We start from the raw sequence: 12,261 nt of genomic DNA, 5'->3' as shown, positions 1-12,261 counted from the left end.
GATGTAGATGTAGACGTAGCAGTGCAGAAATAAGAGTAGTGTAGGGACAGTAGTAGAAGCAGAAGCAGTAGACGTAGCAGTGTAATAGGCGCAAGGGGAACATAGATGTGCAGAAGTAGAAGTAGTGTAGGGACAGTAGTAGCAGAAGCAGTAGAAGTAGCAGTGGAGTAGGCGCAGGGAGAAAGTAAAAGTGCAGAAGTAGGAGTAGAGTAGGAGCTGTAGTTGTAGTTGTTGTAGCAGTAGACGTAGCAGAAGCAGTAGACGTAGCAGTGTAATAGGCGCAAGGGGAACGTAGAAGTGCAGAAATAAGAGTAGTGTAGGGGCAGTAGTAGAAGCAGTATCAGTAGACGTAGCAGTGGAGTGGGCGCAAGGAGAATGTAGGAGTGCAGAAGCAGTGGAGTAGGCGTAGGGGAGAAATACAAGAAGCCGAAGCAGTGCAGAAGTAGCAGTTGAGTAGCAGTAGGGTCGGCATAGGTCAGTTAGATGAATAGAGCTAGACGTGCACTAGCGGGCTCTGACCAGTTTACCATATTGCGCTATATGCACAGCGGTTTAGCACAACGCGTTAGAGTAAGCACAGATGCTGCACGAAATGGCCGACCTAATCGAACGAAACGGCTGTCTCTTAAGCCATGAAATAGCTCTCGGATAGCTTATTTTCTATGTTTTCCTGACAGTAAATCTGACGCAAAGTACAGGGTATCGTGATCGAAATTTTCTTCAAACAGAATAATCGTGATCATAAATCGAATTATGTTATTTAACATAACATAAAATACTAAATAACTTTTATAAAACAGTATTCATAAAACGAAATTAATTTTATATGTCATGTATATTGACATATAACCTGTCTTTAGATTATTATTGGACTATTCAAATTACAAATGAATAGTCTTTTTTTCGTATATCCTTAATAATTGGTTTAAGGGTCTCTACCGGGAACCGTAAATTTCTGGCTACGAAAATATGCTCAGGCATATTTTTGTGGCCTTTTTGTGCTACATGAGTGAGGTTGTACTGGAATTAACTCAATGAGGGGGAGAAGGGCTATGGGAAATATTTTGATCAAAAATGCCGAAATCATTACGATGAACAAGCAAGAGGAAATTATACACGGGGATGTCCGGATTAAGGATGATCTCATTGTTGAAATCGGCACTGGCCTGATCCCGCAGGGCGACGAGCAGATCATTGATGCTACGAACCGTACATTAATTCCGGGTTTTATTCAGACTCATATTCATTTATGCCAGACGTTATTCCGTGGTAAAGGGGACGATCTGGAGCTGATGGATTGGCTGCGCAAACGAATCTGGCCATTAGAGGCCGCGCATGATGAAGAATCCCTTTATTATTCGGCTATGCTTGGCATTGGCGAACTGATCACCAGCGGCACGACGACGATTGTGGATATGGAGACTGTCCATCATACGGATTTTGCGTTTCAGGCTATAGCTAAAAGTGGAATCCGGGCCTTGTCCGGCAAGGTGATGATGGATCAAAAAGGGGGAGATGTGCCTGAGGCGCTGCAGGAGGATACCGCATCTTCTTTGCAGGAAAGTGTCGATCTACTGGAAAAATGGAATGGTTATGGAAACGGCCGGATTCAGTATGCATTTTCTCCACGTTTTGTGATTTCCTGTACAGAGCCTTTATTAACCGAGGTGCGAGATCTGTCCGCAAGATACCATGTGAAGGTCCATACTCATGCGTCTGAGAATTTAGGGGAAATTGAGATTGTGCAGGCCATGACTGGCATGCGTAACATCGTCTATCTGGACCATCTAGGATTAGCCAATGAACGGCTTATACTGGCGCATTGCGTGTGGCTGGATGCTGAGGAGCGGCGGATTTTGCGGGATCGAGGAGTGCATGTAAGTCATTGCCCGGGTTCCAATCTGAAATTGGCCTCCGGAATTGCCGACACACCAGGGATGCTTCATGAGCATGTTTCTCTTAGTCTGGGAGCGGATGGCGCTCCATGCAATAACAATCTGGATATGTTTAATGAGATGCGATTGGCGGCGATTATTCAAAAGCCTCATCACGGACCCACAACCATGGATGCCCGCAGTGTATTCCGTATGGCTACTATTGGTGGGGCGAAGGCCGTAGGGATGGAGGATAAGATCGGGAGTATCGAGGTAGGCAAAAAAGCAGATCTAGTGCTCCTTAATCTCTACAATTTTCATACCTTCCCCTCTTACGACGTAGATCCCATCTCTAGAATTGTATATTCCGCTACGCGGGCAGATGTGGAGACAACGATAATCGACGGGGAGATCGTGATGGAAAGAGGTTTGCTAAAGACTGTGGATAAAGAAATTGTACTAAATGAAGCTAACCGTTCTATTAAAAGATTACTCACGCATACCTCGATCGTTTGAGGGGAGAGGTCGATTCGGATTCGGATATCTTATCATTCGCAGGGGATCATCACTGGACCCCCTGTTTTTTTATGAGAAAATATGAACATAAGGGAACTAAAGTGCCTTTTGTGAGGTCGTATTAAGTGAGGTGAAGCTAATTGGAACTGGAAGGTCTTCAGCATAGCGAGACGATGAATGAACAGCAACTAAGAGAAATCATGAGCCGTTACGGAGAGGATATATGGAATTATATCTATTATCTTACCAAAAATTCTGAACAAGCCGATGATCTGGCTCAAGAAGTATTCATTAAATGTTATTACAGGATTGGAACGTACCGGGGGAATTCTTCATTTAAAGCATGGTTGCTTACGATTGCCAGGAATACTGTTTTTTCGCACCGGAAATCGCGCTTTTTTCGTTCGGGCTTATGGGGTGGTGTACAGCCATTGTCCACGGTTGATGTGAAGCAGCGGGAAAAAACTGTCGAACCTCTTGGCGTAGCCCGATCTGCGGAGATGGAGTATTTGGGTAATCAGTCCATTGGTGAGATATGGGATCTAATTATGGCATTGTCTCCAAAGCTGCGCGAAATATTGGTCCTGGATTTGAAATATGAACTCTCTATAAAAGAAATAGCTGAACTGATGAACTTGAGTCACGGAACGGTAAAATCAAGATTGCACCGAGCGCGGCAAAAAATTCAGAACAAATTAAAGGGGGTAGAATGATGGAGGATCATAAACCGGAATGGTATGCTCAGGCCCGAAAAGGACCTTTTGGAAATGAAAAGTTTACTATGAGGCATGCAGACAACGTCATTCGCCGAATTCAAGAAGATCAACAGGGAGCGAAATCTTACTCAGGAAAAAGACTGCCTGTGCAATTGTTGGCTGTGGCGAGTTTTATTGTATTGTTGGGCTTAGGTGTATTCTTTCTGAACGGAAGGTTCCTCGGTAATGAATCAAGCAACCCTGCGCAAACTGAGGTTTCGTCGCATTTCACGGAGGCTGAGCTACAGCGGAACGCAGATCAGGTGATGCAGAGTTTACTTGGAAAGACTTATCCGCTAGATCACCGGGAATGGCTTAAGGAGCAACAGCAGATATTTTACTCTTACCAGAAAGGTGAGGACTCCGCATATATCTGGATCAATTATGAGACAGGAGAACTGGTGCAAACGAAGATGAGTAGGATTCTGACAGCTGCGGAGATCGACGCTGAAATGAATACCCGTGCGGAAGAGATCAAGGGCAAACTGGGTTATGCGAATGATTCAGCTTATGAAGTGCTCAGATACGTTGAATATGATGTTACACAACATTCTGGCGTGAAAATTGAGAATAACTTTAGGGCGGAGAAATGGCGTATCGGATTTGTAAATGGTGAATTCGATTACGCATCAGCCACGCTTGAGGCCTCGGCGGTATCAGAAGAGATGCGTCAAGCTGGGGAACAGGCCTTGAAGGTGTTGAGAGGTAACGGAGGTGAAGAGCTTAGTTTAGTATTTCGGGCTATGGACAAGGATCAGGATACGCTTACGCTGCAATACGGATCAAAGGTTTCGGTTACGTTCGATACTGTTACTAGAAGGATTGAGCAGATTAGTGATACAAATCCTCGTGCTAGTGATAAAACAGATCCCAAACAACTAACGGTATTAGACCGGGAGCTGTCTCTAATTGATGGGGATCGCCTACGTGAGAAGGCAGCACCTCTGCTGACTAAGATATTTAGCGTTGCTGATGTGAGCGAATATAGCTTGCTTAAAAGAGATCAGGAGCCCGGGAATCTCACCTTTCATAAGCTTGGCAGTCCTGAGATCACTGTATATTATGATAGTGATTTAACGATCTGGAAGGTAAAAGAGGATTTGCCAGCAAGCCAGTCTTAGATTGAAAGGCATAACATAATAGGCTTAAATAGGGAGGTTCCACAGCCGAAAAGGCGTGGGATTTCCCTATTTGTAGTGGGAGCGAAAGGTGCACATTTTTGATAAAAAAAGTAAGTATTGTTATACTAGAACAATCTGATATTTTACAGAAAAGATGAATAGAGTTCATAATCAGAACAAATGAAAAGGTAAGAGGGGATTAAAACGTGAAAAAGCACGGGCCGAATCGAGCTCAGTTCTATATTGTTGTCCTGCTGCTATGGTTGAAGCTGCTCCTGCTGAGAGTGCTGTTCTTTGATAGAATTGCTTGGGAGTGGATTGCAGCAGATGTTGCTCCAGTCCTCTTCATCATGGGGATACTGACGGTCATTACTCCTTCGCGGGTGAGAACAGCTGTCTATTGGACATTTAACGGGATATTATCGCTGCTGCTGTTCGCAGCCAGTGTATATTTCAATCACTTTGGTTCTGTTCCTACGTATCTGGCTTTATATGAACTGAATCAGGTGTTTCAAGTGAAGGCAAGCGTAGAATCAACGATACAGACTATTGATTATTTATTTTTCGCTGATTTTGTGATCATGGCAATCTATGTCTTGATCCGCAGATGGAAGCATGGAAAAGCCTATCCGCGTGAGCGTGAGCGATTCAGCTCCCGGAACACACGATTGGCACATATGATGGTGATTCTGGTGGCTATTCTTGGAGGTTTTGCTTTATCGGCCAATTCTGTCAATTCTGCGCGGGGAATTACAAATGAGCTTGTGCAGGCAGAAAGTGCCGGATTCCTGAATTATGAGGTCGTTGCCGCAATTAAGGTCAAGGAAGATAACAATCTCATTGGAACCGGAGATATTAAGGATACCATCGCGAAGATTGATGAACTGCAAGCTTCCTATCCTTATAGTAGTAAGGCCGCGGGCACAGCACCTGATTATTTTGGCTCGCAAAAGGGCAAAAATGTAATTGTCATCCAAATGGAAGCTTTCCAAAACTTCCCGCTGCATCAATCCCTGAAGGGTCAAGAGCTGACTCCAGTGTTGAACAAGTTGGCAGATGAGGGATTTTACTTCCCCCATGTCTACCAGCAGATTGGTCCGGGTAATACTTCTGACGCTGAATTTATGAGCAACACGTCGATTTATCCAATCGGGACCTTGGCAATGTCCACTGGATTCGGGGACAGAGAACTGCCGAGCCTACCACGTCTGCTGAGAGATAAAGGATATGAGGCGTACACCTTTCACGTGAATCAAGTGGGCTTTTGGAATCGGAATGAGCTATATCCTGCACTTGGATTTAACGGCTATTATGATAAAGATTATTTTACCAATGATCATTTTAATGCGTTTGGTGCTTCCGATGAACAGCTTTATATTACGGGTGTCGAGAAATTGGCAGAGCTGCAGAAGAAAGGAACTCCTTTCTACGCACAAATGGTGACGGCGTCCAGCCATCATCCCTTCCAAATTCCGGACTCTTTTAAGAAGATATCAGTGCCTGATGAGTTAAAAAACACGATGCTTGGCGATTATTTGACTGCTATTAACTATACTGATTATGCCATTGGAACTTTAATAGAGGATTTGAAGAAAAACGGAATGTGGGATAACACTGTGCTGGTGATGTATGGCGATCATTTTGGCTTGCAGCCGCAGGATGTGCCACCGGAGCAAGTGGAAAGTGCACTGGGGATTCCATACGATTCCCGGATCAGTCGCTTTAATATTCCATTGATTGTACATGTACCAGGAATGGAGCAAGGGAAGGTAGTAGAGAGAACCGGTGGACAGTTGGATATTCTTCCAACAATAGCTAACCTATTGGGGGTTTCTTTAAAAGAAGAAGGTTATACAGCATTTGGTCATGATCTCTTGAACATTGATCGTAATGTGATAGGGATGCGGTATTATTTGCCTTCTGGTTCTTTCTTTAATGATGATATTCTCTATGTGCCTGGTAAAGATTTTGCTGATGGTAAAGCTGTGTCGTTGGATACGCTTAAGCCAGTATCGGATTTCACAAAATATCAGACTGATTATGAGTATATTTTGAAGCTAATGAATTTGTCCGACGAATATGTGAAGCTGTTACCACAGAGATAGGGGGAATCATGAAAAAGTTCTGGAAACCGGAGTATCTCGTAGGCCTTGCCGGCTGCGGTATCATTATTTATTTGCTATTCGTAGGGCCATTTATTGGTGTTGCCGATAACGGAGATTTTCTGCGTATGATGAATACCATCGGTCTGAACTACTATGATACTGGAGCATCGTATGCCGACCAGTTTTTCAATTTTAGTCATTCCAGTTTTGCGTATGAAAATTTATTTAGAGGTTTTTATCCATCCTCACAGATTTTTATAGTACTTGTGCCGAGATTGATCGGCGGGCTCATCCATGGCAGCTTTTTTGATGTTCGTTTGCTGGGTGCAGTTTATGGGCTTCTTTTACTGGCGGCAACTTGGCTGCTGGTGAAGTATAATGCTCGTGGCTCTTATGTTACAGGGCTGCTGTTGGGAGCAGCTATCTTATTTGTATTTTACGATATCGGGTATGTGGCCTATTTCAACTCCTTGTTTGGAGAACCAGTGTCGATGGTGTTTATGCTGCTGACATTTGCATTAGGATTAAGATTAACCAGCCAAGAGAAGCCAACCACTAAAGGATTAACCTTATTTTTTATCGCGATTCTGTTTCTGGTCACCTCCAAAATCCAGAATGCACCGATTGGGATTGCCTTTGCACTGATTTTCTTGCGGTTTATGATGCTTGACGGAGAGGGCAAATGGAGGAAGTTGGCGTTACGTTTTTCGATTGCCATCTTTCTTGTATCCATCGTTTTGTATGTGGCAGCGCCAAAAGATCTGAAGCATATTAATCTGTATCAAACGGTGTTTTTTGGGATTCTAAACGAATCGCCGGATGTGAAGGGAGACTTGCAGGATCTCGGATTGCCGGAGCGGCTGGAGGTACTGGCGGGTACAAATTATTTTCAGACCGATACAGTGATTAAGCAGGATGATCCTTCGCTGGTTCCGGACTTCTATGACCGTGTATCTCATAAAGATGTATTGTTCTTCTATCTGAAGCATCCGGACCGGTTGATAGATAATATGAAATATGCTGCGAGTAACAGCATGGCGATTCGCCCGTATTATCTAGGAAACTATGAGAAAAGCGAGAATAAACCAGCAGGTGCATTATCCTATACTTACAGTGCATGGAGCCAATTCAAAAATAAACATATTCCGCATACGCTCGGATTTCTCTCCATATTCTATCTGGTGTATTTTTCGGGAGCCTTGTTCCAGTATTTCCGCAGCAGAGATATTCGTGGCAAAGTTGCCGGCGAGCTGCTGATGCTGCTAGGGCTAATAGGGATTTTCTCCTTCTTGGTTCCGATTCTTGGGGACGGAAGGGCTGACATCGGTAAGCATTTATTCTTGTTTAATGTGTGCTTCGATATGATGGTTGTAGTCATGTTTGGATGGATTGTTCACAAGCTGACGGGGATTGCGAGACGCTAATTTCAAGCACCTATCAAACACAAAATAACACAAAGCAAACAGCAAGTTTCCGATTTGGAGACCTGCTGTTTTTTTAAAAATATGGCTATGTTAAACTTTGTTGTTGATGTTTGATAATTGCGAACAAGTGTTCTATAATAAGGGCGATATAACTGTTCGGAGATGATTTGCCCATGGATTTAAAGGAACTGAAAAAGCTTGCTGATACGTTGGACGATAATGGTAAGCGAGAACTTATCTACTTTTTGCAGTCCCGAACCAAGGGAGTGGCACTTCCAGTTCGAGCGATTGATGAAATTCAAGAGCAGAAGCATAAAGATGGACTTGTTTGCCCGCATTGCAAAAACCATTCTGTTGTTCGATTTGGAAAGTAGGCTGTAAGAACACGCACTGGAGAGGTTAAACGTCAACGTTACCGTTGTAAGTCCTGTCGCCAAACATTCAATGACCTTACGAACACCCCTCTGCAACGAATGAGGCGACCTCATATGTGGGTTCGTTTTATCGAATGCATGATTGAGGGCTTTTCTCTGAGAAAATGTGCAGAGCAGTTAAACGATGAAGTCACGCATGTCACCTTGTTTTACTAGCGGCATAAGATTCTTTCCGCTCTGAAGCAGATTCCAACCGAAGCATTTCAAGATATTGTTGAAATGGACGAGACCTACTTTCTTTACTCGGAAAAGGGCAAGCGGAATATTACCGAACGCAAGCCACGTAAACGTGGCGGCAAAGCGAAATATCGTGGTATAAGCCACGATCAAGTGTGCGTGCTGGTTGCCCGTGACCGTCAGAAAATGACTTACTCTGGTGTACTTGGGCGTGGACGTATTCGGATTACAAAATTAGACGAAGCGATTGGTGGTCATCTATCTGACTCAAACGTGTTATGCACTGATTCATGGAGGGCATTTAGCTCCTATGCGAATTCAAAAGGCATGACTCATTACCGATTCAAGTCCGACGGAAAACAACGTGTGAAAGGCGTGTACCATATCCAAAACGTAAACAGCTACCACAGCCGCTTGAAGAAATGGATGGATCGCTTCACTTTTAGGGAATGTAAACATCTAAATAACGTAAGGAACGAGGAGGCAGACAATTCATGGGAGGAACGAATGTATGGGATGCGGAGTGGGAGGTTAACGAAGAGCAGGCGCGGACGCTGATCGGCAGACAATTCCCTCAGCTGTCATCGAAGCAAGTGAAGCGATTGGGCTGGGGCTGGGACAATACGGTTTTTCTCATCGGTGACGAGTACGTGTTCCGCTTTCCAAGAAGAACGATTGCAGTTGGCTCGATTCGTATGGAAGGGAAGCTGCTGCCAAAGCTGGAGGCATATATAACCATCCCCTATCCGAAACCGTTGTTTTATGGCGAAGCAAGTGACGAATACCCGGCACCATTTCTTGGCTATGCCTACGTGCTAGGAGATTTCCCAATCGGTTTGACGGAAGAACGCCGGGCTTTATCGGCAGAGACGCTGGCGAAATTTTTGCGGAGATTGCATGAGTTTCCGGTGCAGGCGGCGCTGAAGTGCGGAGTTCAGCAAGATCATCGAAACTTGACGGACATAGCATCGCGCAAAGTGAAATTGGAGGGCTTTCTATCGAAGGTGGTTGAACACTTGTCGCCGGAGGAGTCCGGTGTGATTGAAGCGTATATTAGCAGGCTGCAAAAGGACCGTGTCGAGGCGGTGAATGCACTGCTACATGGCGATCTTCATTTCAAAAATATGCTTGTGAATGAGAACGGGATCGTTTCCGGCATCATTGATTGGGGCGATCTGAGCGTAGGCCATCCGGCTTGCGATTTGAGCGTTGCTTATAGCTTTTTACCACCTTACGCTCGCGGCGTGTTTTTCGAAACGTACGGAGGAGCGGACGAGGAAACGAAGCTGCTGGCGCGGCTAATCGCGGTATACATCCCCATACTGATCTTAATGCAAGCGGTCGATGACGGGAATGAAGCAATTGCGGCAGAGGCGAAATCCAACATCATGCGGGCACTGTCGGATTAGGCTTATTATTTCGTTGCGGCTATGGGGCTATGGCTATCGGCACCATTTTGTCGTTTAAAGGCCGCGATAAGGTACGATCCGCCTTCTCTGATGCCGCTTTATGTTGAGGAACACGAAATTCAACAGAGTAAGTCGTTGCGCTAACGGGACACGATAGCAATAAACCGCCTTTTCAACGAAGGCGGTTTTCTTATGGTCAAATATCAACATTAGAATTTAACATAGCCTATAATATAAGAATTTATATGTTCCATGTTGTAAATTATCCTTATATTTCTCGCTTAAACGCTTACCGTCCTTAAAGGGACGTCGAAGTCGTGTATGCTTATTCATCTTCAAATAACTCACGCAACATCCCTTGACGATCGTTCATAAACGCTTTGGTCACGGTATAATGTTCGGTTTCCTCCAAGGCGACGGACCGTATTCCCTCCCCCTCCAAGAGAAAAATTTCAGCACCGGGATAGGACATCAGAATGGGGGAATGAGTTGCGATAATGAACTGTGAATCCTGCCCGACCAGCTCATGCATACGCACCAGCAGAGACATTTGACGTAAGGGGGAAAGCGCTGCTTCAGGCTCGTCGAGGATATAAAGGCCGCGGCCGCCGAAACGGTGAACGAATGTAGCTAAAAAAGACTCTCCGTGGGACTGCTCATGCAGAGATTTGCCTCCGTAGGAGTCTTTGATCGGTGGGCCACCGGGTTGTTCATCCAACTCATCAATATAAGAAGCCACATTATAGTAACTCTCCGCACGCAGAAAAAAGCCGTCCTTCGGCCGTCTAACCCCTCTAGCAATTCTAAAATACTCATAAAGATTCGAGTGCGAGGAACGAGTGTTAAAAGAAAAGTTTAGCGTTCCACCCTCAGGGTTAAAGCCCCAAGCAGCAGCAATTCCCTCTAACAAGGTTGATTTGCCTGTGCCGTTCTCTCCAACAAGAAAGGTCACTGGTTTTTGAAAAGTCAGGCGATCCAGCGTTCGAACAGCAGGCAGATGAAATGGATAGGTTTGAAAGGATGGCACCAGATCACGCAGCAGCTCCGCGTGTCGCAAATACAACGTGGTGTTATTCATAGTTCCCCCCTTGTGAATTTCAAAAAGTAATCATCTTCGGACAGATTGGACAGAGATGACAAGTTTAGTGCCTCTAGCTAGACCTTTATAGTATAACAGCATCCAGCGAGTGGATGAAATCTGACGGGGTTCGGGCAAGCCGGGCAAAAGACAGGGTACATCTGCCAATTTAGTTCTAGTAATGACAGATGTCCATGAGGCGAGTGCTGACTCCGCATATAGTTATACTGTCTTGAGAATACAACGGGGCAGGGTGAAGGCCGTGAAAGCGAAAAGGAGAAAACACAAGCGTCCGCGAGATTATCGCGACGGTTATCACGAAGGATATCGTCTTGGCATGTGTGAGGCTGTGCAGCGTCGGAGTACTGTAGAGGTCGAAGCCTGTCGGCCATTTAAGCTAATGTATGTTCCTCAAGGGTTCCATGCAATCGATACTGGGGTAATTGAGGCGCTTCAGCAGCTTGTAAGTGAGCTTGTGATAAGCACTCCAGAAACTATGCTGGAGACCGCAGCTCGGGAGATGCCCGGGGCAGTGCTGGTTATGAATGGACTGCATGTTTTTCCGGAAAATCATTTAGAACAGATTACAGAAATCAGAAAGCTGGGCATTCGGACTGCGATCTGGTTTGTGGATGATCCTTATTTTACAGAGGATACTTCAGTGATTTGCCGGCATTATGATCACGTCTTTACGCATGAGCTCGGTTGTGTGGAGTTTTATCAATCCTTTGGAGTTCCATCCGTTCATTATTTACCGCTTTGCGTCAATCCAAAGATGTTCTATCCGCGCCGTACGGCACCGCAGTATAAGTACGACATTGTGTTTATTGGCAATGCATTTCATAATCGGACAGCGCTGTTTGATGAACTTGCCCCCTATCTAAAGGATAAGAAGGTGCTGATCGCTGGCGGCTTCTGGGAACGGCTTGCGACTTATGACCAGCTTGCCCCTTTTATTAGCAATGGCTTTATCCCGCCTGAGGAAACTGCGAACTATTACAGTGGTGCAAAGCTAGTCATTAATATTCACCGTCCGTGGGAGGAGGGGCAGGATAACCGGAATAGCTTCCGTTTACCATCACGCTCTATCAACCCACGTACTTATGAGATCAGTGCCTGCGGTACTATGCAGCTTACGGATGTTCGTGAGGATCTGGGCAATTATTATCGGCCAGGTTATGACTTGGATACTTTTGGCTCTGCTAAGGAATTGCAGGAGAAGATTGAGTACTATCTGAAGCATGAAAAAGAGCGCCGAATTTACGCTTTACGGGGACTACAGACAACCATGCGCAACCATACATTCACTGCGCGTTTGCCTCATTTGCTGAATGTGATTGCTTCAAGTGTATGAAATCTATAACGGGA

8 protein-coding genes, 1 pseudogene and 1 riboswitch are annotated in these 12,261 nt (G+C 45.0%); of the genes and pseudogenes, 8 read left to right on the top strand and 1 reads right to left on the bottom strand.

Going from position 1 to position 12,261, the window contains the following annotated elements:
- Positions 1-883: 883 nt before the first annotated feature.
- A riboswitch (purine riboswitch) is annotated at positions 884-982 on the top strand.
- Positions 983-1,052: 70 nt separating this feature from the next.
- The 7 genes and pseudogenes from NST40_RS25855 (at position 1,053) to NST40_RS25825 (ending at position 9,815) form a co-directional block, all read left to right on the top strand.
- Positions 1,053-2,390: a 5'-deoxyadenosine deaminase gene (locus tag NST40_RS25855; protein WP_076302428.1), complete on the top strand. Its 1,338-nt coding sequence runs from the start codon at positions 1,053-1,055 to the stop codon at positions 2,388-2,390.
- A 140-nt stretch (positions 2,391-2,530) separates the two neighbouring features.
- Complete coding sequence (locus NST40_RS25850) at positions 2,531-3,103, top strand: RNA polymerase sigma factor (protein WP_076302429.1); 573 nt, start codon at positions 2,531-2,533, stop codon at positions 3,101-3,103.
- Positions 3,100-4,266, top strand: coding sequence for a hypothetical protein (locus NST40_RS25845; protein ID WP_175623585.1), 1,167 nt, complete (start codon positions 3,100-3,102; stop codon positions 4,264-4,266). Before NST40_RS25850 ends, NST40_RS25845 begins: the two co-directional genes overlap by 4 nt.
- Before the next feature lie 206 nt (positions 4,267-4,472).
- Positions 4,473-6,371 carry an LTA synthase family protein gene (locus NST40_RS25840; protein ID WP_342410126.1) on the top strand — a complete coding sequence of 633 codons (1,899 nt, stop codon included), beginning with the start codon at positions 4,473-4,475 and terminating at the stop codon, positions 6,369-6,371.
- An 8-nt stretch (positions 6,372-6,379) separates the two neighbouring features.
- Positions 6,380-7,795: a hypothetical protein gene (locus tag NST40_RS25835; RefSeq protein WP_342410125.1), complete on the top strand. Its 1,416-nt coding sequence runs from the start codon at positions 6,380-6,382 to the stop codon at positions 7,793-7,795.
- 173 nt (positions 7,796-7,968) lie between these two features.
- Positions 7,969-8,874: pseudogene (locus NST40_RS25830) on the top strand (IS1595 family transposase); the annotation flags it as partial.
- Positions 8,875-8,900: 26 nt separating this feature from the next.
- Positions 8,901-9,815 carry a phosphotransferase gene (locus NST40_RS25825; RefSeq protein WP_038572780.1) on the top strand — a complete coding sequence of 305 codons (915 nt, stop codon included), beginning with the start codon at positions 8,901-8,903 and terminating at the stop codon, positions 9,813-9,815.
- Positions 9,816-10,140: 325 nt separating this feature from the next.
- Here NST40_RS25825 and NST40_RS25820 read toward each other — a convergent pair whose 3' ends face one another.
- Positions 10,141-10,893, bottom strand: a complete 753-nt coding sequence (locus NST40_RS25820; RefSeq protein ID WP_076130435.1) for an AAA family ATPase — start codon at positions 10,891-10,893, stop codon at positions 10,141-10,143.
- Between the two features lie 253 nt (positions 10,894-11,146).
- On the opposite strand from NST40_RS25820, the gene NST40_RS25815 reads away from it, so the two are divergent.
- Positions 11,147-12,247, top strand: a complete 1,101-nt coding sequence (locus tag NST40_RS25815; protein WP_076098583.1) for a DUF3880 domain-containing protein — start codon at positions 11,147-11,149, stop codon at positions 12,245-12,247.
- Positions 12,248-12,261 lie beyond the last annotated feature (14 nt).

The organism is Paenibacillus sp. FSL R10-2778, from assembly GCF_038593035.1.
Taxonomy (GTDB): domain Bacteria; phylum Bacillota; class Bacilli; order Paenibacillales; family Paenibacillaceae; genus Paenibacillus_AQ; species Paenibacillus_AQ odorifer.
Note: the sequence above shows the minus strand (reverse complement) of the source record. Positions and strands in the feature narration are given on the sequence as shown.

Excerpts from the sequence above, each read along its gene's own strand:
- NST40_RS25820 (WP_076130435.1), bottom strand. The coding sequence starts at position 10,893 with ATGAATAACACCACGTTGTATTTGCGACACGCGGAGCTGCTGCGTGAT.
- NST40_RS25835 (WP_342410125.1), top strand. The coding sequence starts at position 6,380 with ATGAAAAAGTTCTGGAAACCGGAGTATCTCGTAGGCCTTGCCGGCTGC.
- NST40_RS25855 (WP_076302428.1), top strand. The coding sequence starts at position 1,053 with ATGGGAAATATTTTGATCAAAAATGCCGAAATCATTACGATGAACAAG.
- NST40_RS25845 (WP_175623585.1), top strand. The coding sequence starts at position 3,100 with ATGATGGAGGATCATAAACCGGAATGGTATGCTCAGGCCCGAAAAGGA.
- NST40_RS25825 (WP_038572780.1), top strand. The coding sequence starts at position 8,901 with ATGGGAGGAACGAATGTATGGGATGCGGAGTGGGAGGTTAACGAAGAG.